Genomic DNA, 15,179 nt, shown 5'->3' with positions numbered 1-15,179 from the left:
TTTTGCCACGGGCAGCGCTATGACGCTAAGCGTCATAGCGCGTTCGGTATAAGTTAATCTTTTACTAATGTTGGACTCTGTACAGCAAGAGGCTTATTCTGTAGTATTGGACCATGACTATATATTCTTGGAATGTTAACGGAATACGTGCCGCTCACAAGAAGGGGTTTATGGACTGGTTTACACAGGCTAACGGAGATATTGTGTGTGTGCAGGAGACCAAGGCAAGAAAGGAACAGCTTCCGGATGATCTTGCAGAACCAGAGGGGTATTACAGCTTCTGGGCAAGTGCTAAGAAGCCAGGATACAGCGGAGTTGCACTTTACTCGCGACTCAAGCCTCTTGAGGTGGAGGCACTGGGGGTCAGGGAGTTTGACGATGAGGGAAGGACACTAATTGCATTTTTTGACAACTTTGCCGTTGCAAGCTGCTATTTCCCCAACAGTCAGCAGGAGGGTGCAAGGCTTGATTATAAGCTTGCATACTGTGCTGCTCTCAAAGCGAGAATAGATGAGCTTGTATCAAAGGGAATCAATGTGGTGATATCAGGAGACTATAATATCGCTCACAAACCCATAGACCTTGCCCGTCCGGAAGCCAATGAAAACAACCCCGGATATTTGCCGGAAGAAAGAGAATGGATGAGCTTCTTTTTGGACTCAGGGTATACTGATACCTTTAGAATGTTTACCAATGAGGGCGGACATTATACATGGTGGTCATACCGTGCTAGGGCAAGAGAGAAGGATATAGGATGGCGTATAGATTATCACTGTGTTAACTCCGCTTTTTCCAGCCGAGTAAGAGAATCAGTTATTTTAAAGGATGTTATGGGCTCTGACCATTGTCCAATAAAGCTGATTATAGATGTGTAAGGTTCTGTAATTTTTTTTTTTCGCGTGTTAGACTATGGCTATGAAGATAAAATATAATGCTCCTGTTACGCTTACTTTTGCACTTATTTCTACTGCAGTACTTGTGCTGGATATTTATGCCGGCACAAACCTTACGGAGAGGCTTTTCTCGGTTCCCGGTAAATATGGTTTTGTTCCCGGGAACTTTATCGATTGGATAAGGCTTCTTACCCATGTTATGGGACATGCAAGCTGGTCTCATCTGCTTGGCAACTTTGCTTTTATTCTTCTTTTGGGACCCATACTTGAGGAAAAATACTCAAGTCTATCCATACTGGGTATGATTGTCGTCACTGCTCTTGTTACCGGACTTGTAAATGTAATTTTTTCTTCATACGGACTTTACGGTGCAAGTGGTGTTGTTTTTATGATGATTCTTCTTGCTTCTTTTTCTAATATGAAAGGCAGGGAGATTCCTATTACTTTTATTCTTGTTACTATGATATATCTGGGCAGAGAGATAAGTTCTGCCTTTGATAACAACAATATAAGCGAGATGGCTCATCTTGTTGGAGGAGCCTGCGGCGCTGTTTTCGGTTTTGGTAAAAGAAAGGGTTAATAGGGGTTCTTATGCTGCCATTGGAAAAACTTGAAAGTCTTGTTAAAAAATTCTCAGAACTAGAAGAGGAGCTTGCAAAGCCGGATGTGTTCTCAGACCCAAAACGATATAAAGAGCTTGCACAGGAACATTCTCATCTCTCAGAGCTTGTAAAGGCTTATAACCGCTATAAGGACTTGCAACAGTCAATAGAGGAGACACGTATACTCATAGAAGAAGAAAAAGATGCGGATATGCGGGAAATGGCAAAAGAAGAGCTCGTTTCTCAGGAAGAAGAGCTGGAAAAGCTTGAGAAGGATATTCAAAGACTACTGGTTCCCAGAGACCCGCTGGATGGGAAAAATATAATACTAGAGATAAGAGCAGGTACGGGCGGTGACGAGGCTGCTCTGTTTGCCGCAGACCTATTTAGGATGTACAGCCGCTATGCAGAGCGCAAAGGATGGAAGATAGAGCTCATGGAAGCAAATGAGACCGGCATAGGCGGCTTTAAAGAGCTTATATGTTCTATAAGCGGAAAAGAAGTATTTGGCCATCTCAGGTTTGAAAGCGGAGTTCACAGGGTTCAGAGAATTCCTGTAACAGAATCGGGAGGGAGGATTCATACCTCTGCCGTTACAGTTGCAGTTCTTGCCGAACCGGAAGAAGCAGAGATAGAGATAAAACAGGAAGATCTCAGGATAGATGTTTTCCGTTCATCTGGTCCGGGAGGACAGAGTGTTAATACAACAGACTCTGCCGTAAGAATAACGCATATCCCCACCGGCCTTGTCGTAACCTGTCAGGATGAGAAGTCTCAGCATAAAAATAAAGCCAAAGCGCTCAAGGTTCTCAAGGCAAGGCTCTATGAGATAGAAAAGCAAAAACAGGATGCAGAACTTGCAGAAACAAGAAAGAATCAGATAGGCAGTGGCGACCGCTCAGAGAGGATAAGAACATATAATTTCCCTCAAAACAGAGTTACAGATCATAGAATCAACCTCACTCTATATAAGCTGGAAGCGGTTTTGGAAGGCGAGCTTGACGAGCTTGTGGATGCTCTAAGGCTTGCAATGCAGGAAGAGGCTCTGGCAAGTACAAACTGATGGATTCCTACAGAGAACTTATTACAGAAGCAAGCAAGTTTCTAAAAGATAAAGGGGCGGACAGCCCCTTTCTTGATGCTCTTCTACTTATGGCATATGCAGCTGGAGACATATCCAAAGAAAAGATAATAACAATGTATCCTGCAACAGTACCAGCCGATACAAAAGCAAAGTTTAAAGAGTATATAGAAAAACGTGCCCGCGGTATTCCTGTCTCCTATATACGAAAAAGAAAAGAGTTCTATGGCCTCGAATTCTTTGTGGACGAGAGTGTGCTTGTCCCCAGACCAGATACAGAAGTAATTGTGGATTACACTCTGAAACTTATAAGAGAAAATCCCAATCTCAAGCGTATACATGATGTTTGCACGGGATCAGGTTGTATGGCAATAGCCATAAAGAAAAATGCGTCCCACAGCATTGAGATGAGCGTATCCGATATTTCCCAGGATGCACTCTCCGTATGCAAAAAGAATTCCCTATCCATACTGGGACATCCGCTCCCTGCTGTTGTATCGGATCTTCTCCTGTCCGTAAACGGTAAGTTTGATATAATAGTATCTAACCCTCCATACGTTACCACGGAAGAAACATCAAAAATCAAGCAAAAAGGCTCTCCAGAACCAAGCCTGGCTCTGGATGGAGGCAAAGACGGCCTTGAGCTCATAAGAAAACTTGTACCGCAGGCACTGGAACTTCTGTCTCCGGGTGGTTATCTTATATTTGAGCACCATGATGCACAAGCAGAAGAAAGCAATAAAATATGCAGGGAAGCAGGCTTTAAGCAAGTAGCTTGCCTAAGAGACCTTGCAGGAAGGAGACGTGCTACCGTAGCACAAAAGCCATATGAGCCCGATTAAACAGCTGCAAAAAGAACTTTCCTCTTACTCTACAGAAGAAATAAGACTAATAGAAGAAGCTGCAAAGTGGGCTGCAGAGCTTCATAAGGAGCAGAAGAGAGCAAGCGGGGAGCCCTACATTATACATCCTCTTGCTGTTGCACAGATTCTTGCCTCTCTTGGCATGGATGCAACCGCAATAATAGCAGCTATCCTTCATGACACGGTGGAAGACACAGGCATAAGCACAAAAGATATAGAAGAACGCTTTGGCATTGAGGTCGCAGAACTTGTAGAAGGCGTTACCAAGATCTCTTCCCTAAGAGCTCGCAACAAGAAATTGCAGGCAGCGGAAACAATAAGAAAGATGCTTCTTGCAATGGTAAAGGACATCCGTGTAATACTCATCAAGCTGGCGGATAAGCTACATAACATGCGTACTCTGCAATATCTTCCGGAAGAAAAGAGAAAGAGAATAGCAAGAGAATGTCTGGAAATATACGCCCCTCTTGCAGAAAGACTTGGAATATCATCCGTCAAGGATGAGCTGGAAAATCTATCTCTCAAATATCTCAATCCCGACGTATATAACGAGATAGAAACATACGTAAGACTCAAGATACAAAGTAGAGCCGACTTTTTGCATGGTATATCAGAAAAGATAAAAGAAGAAGCAAAAAAAGAAGGAATAAAGATAGAAATAAGTACAAGGAAAAAGCACACCTACTCAATCTACAATAAAATGAAGAAAAAAAGCAAAAATCTCGATGAGATATATGATATCTTGGGCTTGAGACTTCTCTGTTATACTGAAACAGAGTGCTACACACTTCTTGGAGTTGTACATAGACTCTTTAAACCTCTGGAAGGCAGGTTTAAGGACTACATAGCCATGCCCAAGGCCAACAGATACCAAAGTCTTCATACAACGGTAATAGTACCAGGTGGGAAACTTGTAGAAATACAGATAAGAACATATCAAATGCACCATATGGCAGAATACGGTATTGCAGCGCATTGGCTTTACAAACGCGGAGTAAGCCATGCAAGCATAAATCCGGATGAGTTCAGCATCATAAACAGGCTCAGAGAATGGGCAAGCTTTAAAATGTCCTCAGGTCAGTTTCTGGAAGAAATAAAACAGGAGATACTCAAGGATTCAATATATGTCTTTACCCCCGGAGGCGATGTAATAGAGCTGCCCAAAGGAGCAACCCCGATAGATTTTGCCTACCATATACATACCGATATAGGTGATCATATAATAGGAGCAAAAGCAAACGGAAACATAATACCAATAGGAGCAGAGCTGGAAAACACTCAAGTGGTAGAAATAATGACCAATCCCTCAGCTCATCCCACAATAAGCTGGCTCAGAAATGTAAAAACAGCCAGAGCAAGAGCCAAGATACGTGCGTGGATAAACAAGCATGATACCACGTATCTTGTGGATAAAAACATAGTGGCAAAAAAGCCTGCTCAAGAACAATCAACACCCGATGTTCCCTCCCCTCCGCAAAAAACCATCCCGGATATAGACATAAGTGAAACACCTATAAGAGAAGGCGGCAAAATAGGTGTTAGTGTAGAAAAAGAGCGCAACATGCTGATCAAGTTTGCTCGCTGCTGTCATCCCGTAACAGGAGACGAAATAGTAGGCTACGTATCACGCGGACGCGGCATAATAGTCCATAAGAAAGACTGTCGCAACCTAAGACGCGTGCCTGACTTTGAGCAGAGACGTATAGAGGTAGAATGGGAAAGCATATCTCCCAGAGAAATCTACCACGTGATGGTTAGAGCCACTCACTCTGCTAATCTGTTCTCGGAGATAGAAGGTGCAATAAGGAAATTTGGCGGACACCTCATAGAAGGCAAAATAACAGAACAAAGGCCGGATGACATTATGGCCTACTTCTCAATAGAAACAGACAGAAAAAGCAATCCCAGACAGATTCTCAAAGCCATGCGTGCAGTCCCCTGCATAAAAAGTGTAACAAAAACCAATTAATACCTTATTTTTTTACTAAGACATTTGCATATTACAGTATTACTGCGTATACTTTATACAGTATCATTGCTATGGAGGTAAAAATGGCAAGCATAACACTAAAAGGCAATCCAATAAACACAATAGGAGAACTCCCCGCAGTAGGACAAAAGGCACCCGATTTTCTTCTTACAAAAGCCGATCTATCGGATGTGAGCCTAGCGGACTTTAAAGGAAAGAAAAAGATTCTCAATATAGTACCCAGCCTGGACACAGGCGTATGCGCAGAATCTGCAAGACGATTTAACAAAGAAATAGCAGGAAAAACAGACACAATCGTGCTTACAATAAGCTGCGACCTTCCCTTTGCACAAGAACGCTTTTGCAGTGCAGAAGGCATAGACAACATAATAACACTTTCCCAGATGAGAAACCGCAATTTTGGTAAAGACTATGGCGTAGAAATAATAGACGGACCCCTTGCAGGCATACTTGCACGTGCAATCGTAATACTTGATGAGAGCGACAACGTAATCTACACAGAACTCGTACCAGAAATTGCACAAGAACCGGACTACAAAGAAGCACTCGCCCGGGTATAGCATTTTTCTCTATAATTCCTGTTTTTTATACCGAACGGCAGAATAGCGCCAGTGCTGTAAAAAGACAAGAAGGCGCTCTTCTGCCTGCCTTAGGCAAATAAAAGAAAAATCCTTTTCTGATACTTTGCCGTAGGCAGCGCTGTGACGATGCAGAGTCACAGCGCGTTCGGTATTAAGTTATTCGTATCTGAGGGCTTCTTGAGGGATAAGTCTGGCTGCTTTGTTTGCAGGATAGAGTCCCGAGATAAGGCCTGTAGCAAGAGAGAGAAAAAACGCGAGTGCCACAACGTTGTTGTCTATTATAACCGGCCAGCCGGCAGACTTTGCTATGATTTTTGCGGCAAGAAAGGCTGCTCCTATGCCAATGAGTCCACCTCCACCACAGACAAGTATTGCTTCTATAAGAAATTGCATCATTATATGCCGCCGTTTTGCTCCAACTGCTTTTCTTATTCCGATTTCTCGTGTGCGCTCTTTTACAGATACAAGCATCACGTTCATTATTCCTATTGCTGCAACAAATAATGATATACCGGCAAGGATTGCAACTGCTGTTGTGATTGTGCTTGTTACGTTGTTTATCATCTCAAGCTGGCTCTTCATATCGGTTACCATGAATTTGGCTGCTCCGCCAGGCCAGAATCCGTGTCGTCTTGAGAGTACTTCTAAAATTTGTTTTTTTGCAGCTGCTATGTCAGATAGGTTTTTTGCTTTGCAGAAGACCATATCATAGCCCCTGATACGAGTGTTAAATATCCTGTCAAATATTGTCACTGGTACGACTATTGCCTTATTGTAGGTCTCATCTGGGTCGGAGAGGCTTACTCCGTATGTTTTTTCTTTATGCAGAAGAATACCTATTATCAGTACGGGCTCTCCAGAGATGCGGATGTATTTGCCTAGCGGACTCGCTGTAGGAAATAACTCGTGAGCAATATCCGCTCCGAGAATTGCCACTTTCTTCTTTTTTTCCACTTCTTCCGTGCTTATTAGTCTTCCTTCTGCAAGGCCTATGTCAACGTAGTTGATATACTCGTTGGTTGTACCTGTTACGGACAGTTCCTGCTGTTTTTTGCCAACTTGTATTATGGCTCGCATATCAATTATGGGGGTAAAGTGCTTTGATTTTTCTGCATATTTTTTTAGATCTTCCAGGTCTTCTGCAGTGAGTTTCTCAGGCTTGAGCTCTCTTTTTAGGCTTAGTTCCATCCAGTTGGCCTGAATTATAAGCGTATCTGGTCCCATTCCTCTAAATTCTTCCATTATGATGGCTTTTCCTCCCGATCCTGCAGCTATGACTGTGATTACAGCGGCTATTCCTACTATTACACCAAGGAGCGTGAGAAATGTACGCGAGGGATGGTCTCTGAGAGAAGATAATGCCTGTAAAAATATGGATTTAAACATGCTAGACCTCGTATCTCAGAGCTTCTACTGGCATAAGGCGTGCAGCCATATAAGATGGATAAAGACCAAATATTATCCCCAGAGCTGATGCTCCGGTTATGGCAGAAAACACTATCAGTGATGAGATAAAAAAAGACCAGGAAAGTATAGCACAAACTATCCAGGCAATAAGAAGACCCAAAAAAAGACCGCTTCCTCCGCCTATAAGACATAATACTACGGCTTCTATGAGAAACTGTATGAGTATATCTTTTTTCTTTGCGCCTATCGCACGTCTTATGCCGATTTCTCTGGTCCTCTCTGTTACAGCTACAAGCATAATGTTCATAATTCCAAGCCCGCCTACAAGTATGGAGACTGCAGCTATAACAGTAACTATGAGAGAGATTATGGATAGGATTCTATCTATCATTTCAACATAGCTGGAAAGCTGCTCCACTCTAAAACGCTCCTTATCCCTAAGGAGACCGTATCTTTTTATAAGATAGTCTTTTATATGCACAGAGGCTTTCTTTGCATCCTCCACAGTATCAAAGTCCATAAGATATATCCTGTATTTTCTAGAAGACGTACCAGTCGATAGCTTTTCCAAAATAGTATAGGGGATAAACACGCTCATGTTGCCTGTACCGTCGGATAAAAATTCTGTCTGAGAATTTCTGGTCTCAGTAACACCTGCAACTGTATAGAGCTGAGCACCTATTTGCAGGGTTTCGCCTGTTACATTGGTTCTACCAAAAAGGAAACGTGCCAGGTCGGGACCTATAACGCACATTCTGGCTTTTTTTTCCAGTTCCTCACGGCTAAAGCTCCTTCCATTTTCTATTGCAATATCAAAGAGACGGAAGTGCTCTTCCCCCACTCCTACAATATCCGTTTCTTTTCTTTTTCCTTTTGCCTGTACAGACAGATATGCAAACAGAACAGGCTCACCTGATTTTATGCCTTTCATATTATTAAAAAAATATAGGTCTTTTTCATCCAGTAGTGCTCTTGCCTCTCCTTTTGCATAGGCACGCCAATTAACCTGAACCCAAACCAAGGTGCTTCCGTATTTTCCTACCTCATTGTTTATGGAAGTCTTAAAAGCTATACCTATAACGGATATTGCTATAAGGGCTGCAACGCCTATATTGATTCCAAGTATGGTAAAAAAGGAGCGCGCCTTATTCTCTCTTATAACATCAAAGGCTTGGCTTACTGCCTGCTTTATATCCATCAGAGCCTCTCCCTGATATGCTTTTCCATTGCTCCTTTTAATTCTTCCGTATCCAGGTCAGCAACTCCATCAAGTTCTGCAGCAGCATCAAGTGGCTTTTTTACTATCTCATCTCCCTGTATTTTTCCATCCCTGAGATACACGATGCGCTGGGCATGCAGGGCTATATCAAGCTCATGTGTAACCATAACTATAGTTGCACCTTCTCTATGAAGTCTCTGAAATATTGCCATTATTGATAAACCCGTACGAGAATCTAGATTTCCCGTAGGCTCATCTGCGAGTATTATAGCAGGATCTGTCACAAGGGCACGAGCTATTGCAACACGCTGTCTCTGACCTCCGGAGAGCTCATTGGGTTTATGATTACTCCTGTCTTCAAGCTCCATCCGTGCAAGAGCCTCCTCCGCACGTTGTCGACGTTCTTTTTCCGGAACCCCAGCATAAATAAGGGGAAGTTCTACATTCTTTTGCGCTGTCATTCTGGGAAGAAGATTAAAGGTCTGGAAGACAAATCCAACCTTTCTATTCCTTATTTCTGCAAGGCTATTATCATCAAGAAGAGATACATCGTTTCCGTCAAGAAAATATTTTCCAGAGGATGGCTTATCCAGACATCCCACAATGTTCATCATAGTTGATTTTCCGGAGCCGCTTGCACCCATAATACAGACAAACTCACCTTCATTTATACTAAGAGACACTCCGTCCAGAGCCCTAACCTCAATGTCTCCCATTTTATATATCTTGGATATGTTTTCTATACGTATGATCTCACTCATTTTCCCCTTCCTCAGAAGGTTTCACACTGTCGGAAACATCTGCTATCTTTACCTGCATCCCTTCCGTAATAAGCATATCCGATGATGCAAGGATATAGTCTCCCTCTTTTAATCCGGATGTAACCTCGATATAGCCTGGACCAAGCGTACCTGTCTCAATCTCCTGCTTTTTTGTTACATACAGCCCATCAGTATTGATACTCTTACCAATCTCAAAGCCATTGCCATTATAAAAAGAATCGTTCTCTGACTCGACAGATGCCTTATTACCCATATCAGAAGCCCCACCCTGCTTAGCAGAAGACTCATACGGAACAAGAATCCATACATACTGCTTGCTGTTCTCTATAAAATAGGCATCCAAAGGAATAACAGGAGAAAGTCTCTCGTCGCCGCCAATAAAAACAGAACAGCTTGCCCCTATCCTCACATATCCTTTGCTATCATCAGAAAGTCTTATCTTTACCCTTGCCGTTTTACCCGAGGCTGAGGCTTCTATTATAGGAGAAATCCAAGAGACCCAACCGAACAACTCTTTATCAAGAGCAAGATCCGATTCTATGCGCACTGGAGATCCCTTTTTTACTCCAGGGACATCCACCTCATCAACATAACTTAAGATTTCTAGAACAGAATCATCATATATATAAGCAAGCGGAGTACCGGGTGCAACTACCATTCCGCGTGTTGCAGCAACTGTTCCCACAATCCCAGGAATAGATGCACTTATTACATAGCGTCCTATATTCTGTCTGGCAGACTCAAGATTGGCCTTTGCCTGCTTAACCTCTGGAGAGTTCTCTACAATATAATCGATCTCACTCAACTCTTCCGGTCTATTGGCATCCGGCGGAAGCCCCTCACGCAAATTAAGCTGCTGTTTTGCAGAAGAAAGCTGCTGTCTTGCGGACTCAAGAGCATCCTTTGCACGCCTGAGTTCCTCATCACTAGCAGAACCTATCTCATGGAGCTCGGATACTCGGGCATACTCCTTCTCCGCACTCTCCAGTACATTCTTTGCCTCTTGATACGCTATTCTGAGATTTATAAGCTCCCGCCTTACTGCAAGCCTTGCGGAAGCAAGAGCTGATTCTGCCTGATAAAGCTGTCCTCCTATATCTGTAGTATCCAGTCGAAACAAAACCTGCCCACGCACCACCCGCTGTCCGTCCTCTACAAGAACTTCACTGACAATACCCGAGACTTGAGATACAACCTGCATCTCCTGCACAGCCTTAACATCCCCCCTCGCTGACACCTCATCCCGTACATAGTGGGAAACAACCTTGAGAGCAGAAACCTCTTTATAAGAGTCCCCACCTCTCCTATTGACAAGAGAAACTATAAAGACAATAGCAATAAGTCCCAAAACTATAAAAACACCTATTTTTTTCTTATTAGCAGCCATCCACCCTCCTAATCCTCAGCAACAAAAACACCTGTTTTAAAAAGTTCTTCCAAATCTTTTCCTGCAAGCATATACAAATCCAGCACGGCAAGATTATACTCTACAAGATTTGACCACATATCCATCCTGGCAGTATCAACGGCGAGAGCCTTTTCTCTTACAGCAGAGACAGTAGAATGTCCTTTCTCCAGTTCTCTCTCCGCAGCATCAAGCTCCATTTCTGCAGCACGAAGCATATCCTCATCCACCTTACGCTGACTGTCATAAGAATTAAGCTTATAGACTAGTTCCTCATATCTTGTTCTCAGAGTCAATACATAATCATCCACAGCCATAAGCGCCCGCTTCTCCGCAACACCAGCAGAATCTACCCTTGCTTTTGAAGCTCCCGCATCAAAAACAGTGACATATATGGAAGCACTACCAGAAAGAGAAAAAGAATAGGGAACATCATCCAAAGTATTGTTGATAGAAGCAGAAACTGAGGCAGAAACAGAAGGAGAAATATCCTTTTCTACAGAAAGTCTCGCAATTTTAGCCTCATTTGCAGAAGCCTTAAGCTTTGCAAGCTCAATATTTCCGACAAGAACATCGTCAAAACTCACATCAGGAGCAGCCCACACAGGCATATCAGAAAACTTAGGCACATCAATGCCATATCTGGCTTTAAAAGCAGCCTCCAATCTCTCCAGTGAAGCCTCAGCATTATCAAGAGCAAGCTTGGCACGCCTTGCTTCTATCTCTGCAGAAAGAACCTGTCTGTCCGTCCACAATCCCAACTCTTTCTCTTTTTTAAAACGCTCTGACCTTGCAACAGAGGACTCATAACGCGTATGCAACACATCTACATTATAAAAATGAGACCATACAGAAAAACAATCTGCAACAAAAGCCCTCAGGATATTATTTTTTTCCTCCAATACCGAACGGCGTACCGCCTTTTCCTTATAAGTAAGATTTTCCTGCAGCACAGAGTAAAAAGGCTTTGTAAAAACAGGTTGGCTGAGAGACAAAGAAAGACTAAAATTTGCAGTGGAAACAGGATCAAGACTATAAACAGAAGAAAAATAAGAAGGAGACACAGAACCTATATCAGAATAGCTGTAACCTCCGGCAATAGAAGCGGACAATATCCCTGCCGTGGGCAAAAGCTGTGACAAGGACAAGGAGACAGAAGGATCAAGAGACACAGAATCCTTTATATCCACGGTCTGAGCTCCGCTTTCTGTTCTGTTGATAACAGTATCAGACCAGGAAAAAGGAGCAGAAAGAGATAAGGATGGATAAAAAGAAGCCTTGGCCTGAGCATAATCACTAAGAGCCTGTTCCTGAGATACAACAGGAACCTCATTATAACGACGCTGCGTAAAAAGACTCCTGACAGCATCTCCCAACGTATCAGCAAAAAGAGAAACAGACAAAAAAAATAGAAAAAAAGCAGACCAAATCCTTTTCATCACATTCCCGTAACAGATGAGGATAAAAAGTAAAATATAGAGGAAACCAATACAAACACTATATAAAAACCGATGCTGGCTGTAAGCGCCTTATTTTTCTCCATGCCATAAACCTTGAGAAAAGCAGCATATAGGAAAAGCACAAATAACAGAAAAAACACATCCGTAGCTGTATTAAGAATATTATAAAAAGACACAGAGACAGAAGAAGGCGATAAAAAAGAAGCAAGGCTAAAGGGAGGAGAAAGCAAAAATCCCAGCTCCATGTTTGTCCTTACCTGAAGCAGGAGGGATTTATAATCGGATGCAAGAACAAGCAAATTTTTTACAGCCATTCCCAGTATATACACGGGATAGGCATAAACAGATACAGCAAGAGCTCGTTTAAATCCCTCACCTGTTTTAAAAACAAGCGATATAAGCCATAACATAAAAGCGCTCAACAGGCATCCTATGCCTGTCATAATCCCCATGCTCAAAACAGTGCTTATTACAGTGGAAACAACAAATTGGGAGGAATTAAAATTCTCTTTAAACATATCCAGCTGCTCATTGCTCATACTTTGTCCCATTTTCTGCATCTGAACAACAGAAAGCTTATAAACTAACTCTCTATATTCCTGACTTGTAATAACAGGAATCAGCATTGCCCCGACCAGAGAAGCAAAAACCATTATAAGAAAAAACGCCTTCCAGACTGGAACTGACTTATCCAGCTTGGCAAAGCCATCAAATGGGCTAAAAATAATCTCTTTCCATAATCTTATCATGACAACCTCTTGTAATATAAACAATATAACACTATAACAGCAGTATACACCACAAAAAAAATATGTCAAGAATATAAAAATTGGAAATCAACATAAACATATATTAAGATAAAAAAGAGGAGTCCTTATGCAACACCCCATCCCATTAGAACTGGGATATAACATATCTCTTCTGGTCGCTTTAAGCAGTATATCCGGAATAATAACAAGAAAGATAGGGTTCACCAGTAAAAAATCCAAGATAATCCAGGGACTGCTTTTTGCACTAATATCCATTATCAGTATGTCTGCTCCTTATACATATCAGCCGGGACTTATATTTGACGGAAGAACAATACTTGTAAATCTATCTGTATATTTTTTTGGTCTTTTTGCGGGAATTATAACAGCGGTTCCCACAATAATATACCGTATTATTATAGGCGGAGTCGGGATGATTCCCGGCATTGTTGTAATACTTATATCGCTTGGTACTGGATATCTATTCCGCCGCCTTATATTACACAAGAACAACAATAGCAAACTAATTACAATCTATATCATGGGTCTTATTGTTCATATAGGGATGGTGCTGTGTATATTCTTACTTCCAAAAGACATTGCATTAAAAACCTTTAAAACAATTGTAGTTCCAACCATAATAATTTATCCGCTAGGTGAGCTTCTTACAGGCATATTTCTATCCGACACAATAGAACTTACACAAAGACTTGAAGAGATAAAAAGAAGCAAACTCCTCTCAGAAACAACGCTTGACAGTATAGGAGAAGCAATAATAACCGTTGACACAGAGGGTAAAATAACAGCTATGAACCCAATAGCCTGTAAAATGACAGGCTTTACAGAAGAGGAAGCTATATCAAAACCCATAGAGAAGATAGTCAAGATAATAAGCAAAACAGAACACAGGGAGAAGGAACCACCAGCAAAAACAGCGATAAAAGAAAAAAGAATAATAAAAACAGAAACCCCCAGCTTGCTGATATCAAGAGAAGGACAACTAATCCCAATAGAAAGCAATTCCGCACCAATCATTACAGAGGATAAAAAGATTCTTGGAGCAGTACAAATCATGCAGGACCAAAGCTCCCGGATAGAACAGCTCAATAAGCTAAGAGAAAGTGAAGAAAAATTTCGACTCGCTTTCTACACCTCTCCGGATGCAATAGCCCTCAACAGAGTAACAGACGGACTTTATATAGAAATCAACAAAGGATTTACAGAAATAACAGGATATACTCCGGATGACCTGAGGGGAAAGACCTCCCTTGAGATATCCATATGGGAAAACCCAGAAGACAGAGAAAAGCTCAAGCAAGCTCTTAAGGAAAAAGGCATGGTTCATAATATGGAGTTCACTTTTATAATGAAGGACGGAAGTAGAAAATACGGTCTTATTTCAGCATCAATAATAAATATATCAGGAGAACCTTTTATACTATCCATCACAAGAGATATAACAGAATGGAAAAAGTTGCAAATACAAATAGAAAAATCACTGGAAGAAAAGAATATACTTTTGAGAGAGCTTCACCACAGAACAAAAAACAACTTACAGGTAATAGCCTCTCTGACTCACCTATTATATCTGGGTGTAAAAACAGAAGAGGCACAGGATGCTCTTATGCAAATAGAACAAAAAGTAAAAATAATGTCTATGGTTCACCAGAAATTGTTTTCCCAGAAAGATATATCTTATCTGGACCTTGACAGTTATCTCGACGATGTAAGCGATATGCTGCAAACAGCAATGATTCCTGCTGATAAGGTGATAAGAATAAACTATACGGGAGAAAAAATACGTGTACTTATGGATACCGCAATACCAATAGGACTAATAGTACACGAACTAGTACTAAACAGCATAAAGCATGCATTCAAAGAAAAAGACAAAGGCAAGATAGAAATAAGACTGCAATCGGATAAGAAGTACATGATACATCTTACCATATCTGATGACGGAAAAGGCATGCCGGAAGACTTTGATATAAATACAACAGAAAGCATGGGACTGCTTACTGTAAGGGAGATGGTAAAAAGTCAACTTGGAGGAGAGCTTTATTATCATGTAAACCACGGTACTACGTGGGAAATACTTATAAAAAAGGAATCCTATAAAAATCGTATAAAATCCTGATACATTAAAA

The 15,179-nt window shown here is 41.7% G+C and carries 13 protein-coding genes; 7 read left to right on the top strand and 6 right to left on the bottom strand.

The window, feature by feature from the left end; translation table 11 throughout:
- The first annotated feature begins 113 nt into the window (after positions 1-113).
- The 6 genes from WKV44_07075 (at position 114) to tpx (ending at position 5,989) form a co-directional block, all read left to right on the top strand.
- Positions 114-875: an exodeoxyribonuclease III gene (locus tag WKV44_07075; protein ID MEM5948302.1), complete on the top strand. Its 762-nt coding sequence runs from the start codon at positions 114-116 to the stop codon at positions 873-875.
- A gap of 40 nt (positions 876-915) precedes the next feature.
- A complete protein-coding gene (locus tag WKV44_07070) occupies positions 916-1,473 on the top strand; it encodes a rhomboid family intramembrane serine protease (GenBank protein MEM5948301.1) in 558 nt (185 codons plus the stop codon).
- A gap of 11 nt (positions 1,474-1,484) precedes the next feature.
- Positions 1,485-2,558 carry a peptide chain release factor 1 gene (gene prfA / locus WKV44_07065; GenBank protein ID MEM5948300.1) on the top strand — a complete coding sequence of 358 codons (1,074 nt, stop codon included), beginning with the start codon at positions 1,485-1,487 and terminating at the stop codon, positions 2,556-2,558.
- Positions 2,558-3,418, top strand: coding sequence for a peptide chain release factor N(5)-glutamine methyltransferase (gene prmC, locus WKV44_07060; protein ID MEM5948299.1), 861 nt, complete (start codon positions 2,558-2,560; stop codon positions 3,416-3,418). Before prfA ends, prmC begins: the two co-directional genes overlap by 1 nt.
- Positions 3,405-5,408, top strand: a complete 2,004-nt coding sequence (locus WKV44_07055; GenBank protein MEM5948298.1) for a bifunctional (p)ppGpp synthetase/guanosine-3',5'-bis(diphosphate) 3'-pyrophosphohydrolase — start codon at positions 3,405-3,407, stop codon at positions 5,406-5,408. Before prmC ends, WKV44_07055 begins: the two co-directional genes overlap by 14 nt.
- An 83-nt stretch (positions 5,409-5,491) precedes the next feature.
- Positions 5,492-5,989 carry a thiol peroxidase gene (gene tpx / locus WKV44_07050; protein ID MEM5948297.1) on the top strand — a complete coding sequence of 166 codons (498 nt, stop codon included), beginning with the start codon at positions 5,492-5,494 and terminating at the stop codon, positions 5,987-5,989.
- A 177-nt stretch (positions 5,990-6,166) separates the two neighbouring features.
- Here the strand turns inward: tpx and WKV44_07045 are convergent, their stop codons facing one another.
- The 6 genes from WKV44_07045 to WKV44_07020 are packed head-to-tail and all read right to left on the bottom strand — an operon-like array spanning position 6,167 to position 13,032.
- The gene (locus WKV44_07045; protein ID MEM5948296.1) at positions 6,167-7,396 is read right to left on the bottom strand and encodes an ABC transporter permease; all 1,230 of its coding nucleotides are present in this window, start codon (positions 7,394-7,396) and stop codon (positions 6,167-6,169) included.
- 1 nt (position 7,397) lies between these two features.
- On the bottom strand, positions 7,398-8,615 hold the full coding sequence (locus tag WKV44_07040) for an ABC transporter permease (protein MEM5948295.1): 1,218 nt from the start codon (positions 8,613-8,615) through the stop codon (positions 7,398-7,400).
- Positions 8,615-9,397 (bottom strand): ABC transporter ATP-binding protein, encoded by a 783-nt coding sequence (locus WKV44_07035; GenBank protein ID MEM5948294.1) that lies wholly within the window; start codon positions 9,395-9,397, stop codon positions 8,615-8,617. Before WKV44_07035 ends, WKV44_07040 begins: the two co-directional genes overlap by 1 nt.
- Positions 9,390-10,805, bottom strand: coding sequence for an efflux RND transporter periplasmic adaptor subunit (locus WKV44_07030; protein MEM5948293.1), 1,416 nt, complete (start codon positions 10,803-10,805; stop codon positions 9,390-9,392). Before WKV44_07030 ends, WKV44_07035 begins: the two co-directional genes overlap by 8 nt.
- An 8-nt stretch (positions 10,806-10,813) precedes the next feature.
- Positions 10,814-12,262 carry a TolC family protein gene (locus WKV44_07025; GenBank protein ID MEM5948292.1) on the bottom strand — a complete coding sequence of 483 codons (1,449 nt, stop codon included), beginning with the start codon at positions 12,260-12,262 and terminating at the stop codon, positions 10,814-10,816.
- Positions 12,262-13,032, bottom strand: coding sequence for a YIP1 family protein (locus WKV44_07020; protein ID MEM5948291.1), 771 nt, complete (start codon positions 13,030-13,032; stop codon positions 12,262-12,264). Before WKV44_07020 ends, WKV44_07025 begins: the two co-directional genes overlap by 1 nt.
- A gap of 127 nt (positions 13,033-13,159) precedes the next feature.
- Between WKV44_07020 and WKV44_07015 the strand changes: the two genes are divergently transcribed.
- Positions 13,160-15,169 (top strand): PAS domain S-box protein, encoded by a 2,010-nt coding sequence (locus WKV44_07015; protein MEM5948290.1) that lies wholly within the window; start codon positions 13,160-13,162, stop codon positions 15,167-15,169.
- Positions 15,170-15,179: the final 10 nt, after the last annotated feature.

The sequence above is a fragment of the Spirochaetia bacterium 38H-sp genome (genome assembly GCA_039023545.1).
In the GTDB taxonomy this organism is placed as follows: Bacteria; Spirochaetota; Spirochaetia; order Winmispirales; family Winmispiraceae; genus Rarispira; species Rarispira pelagica.
The sequence above is the reverse complement of the archived record's forward strand: the minus strand, read 5'-3'. Positions and strand labels throughout refer to the sequence as shown.

Coding starts and splice junctions, on each gene's coding strand:
- WKV44_07075 (MEM5948302.1), top strand. CDS start 114: ATGACTATATATTCTTGGAATGTTAACGGAATACGTGCCGCTCACAAG.
- prfA (MEM5948300.1), top strand. CDS start 1,485: ATGCTGCCATTGGAAAAACTTGAAAGTCTTGTTAAAAAATTCTCAGAA.
- WKV44_07070 (MEM5948301.1), top strand. CDS start 916: ATGAAGATAAAATATAATGCTCCTGTTACGCTTACTTTTGCACTTATT.
- WKV44_07015 (MEM5948290.1), top strand. CDS start 13,160: ATGCAACACCCCATCCCATTAGAACTGGGATATAACATATCTCTTCTG.
- tpx (MEM5948297.1), top strand. CDS start 5,492: ATGGCAAGCATAACACTAAAAGGCAATCCAATAAACACAATAGGAGAA.
- WKV44_07030 (MEM5948293.1), bottom strand. CDS start 10,805: ATGGCTGCTAATAAGAAAAAAATAGGTGTTTTTATAGTTTTGGGACTT.
- WKV44_07020 (MEM5948291.1), bottom strand. CDS start 13,032: ATGATAAGATTATGGAAAGAGATTATTTTTAGCCCATTTGATGGCTTT.
- WKV44_07055 (MEM5948298.1), top strand. CDS start 3,405: ATGAGCCCGATTAAACAGCTGCAAAAAGAACTTTCCTCTTACTCTACA.
- WKV44_07025 (MEM5948292.1), bottom strand. CDS start 12,262: ATGAAAAGGATTTGGTCTGCTTTTTTTCTATTTTTTTTGTCTGTTTCT.
- WKV44_07040 (MEM5948295.1), bottom strand. CDS start 8,615: ATGGATATAAAGCAGGCAGTAAGCCAAGCCTTTGATGTTATAAGAGAG.
- WKV44_07045 (MEM5948296.1), bottom strand. CDS start 7,396: ATGTTTAAATCCATATTTTTACAGGCATTATCTTCTCTCAGAGACCAT.
- prmC (MEM5948299.1), top strand. CDS start 2,558: ATGGATTCCTACAGAGAACTTATTACAGAAGCAAGCAAGTTTCTAAAA.
- WKV44_07035 (MEM5948294.1), bottom strand. CDS start 9,397: ATGAGTGAGATCATACGTATAGAAAACATATCCAAGATATATAAAATG.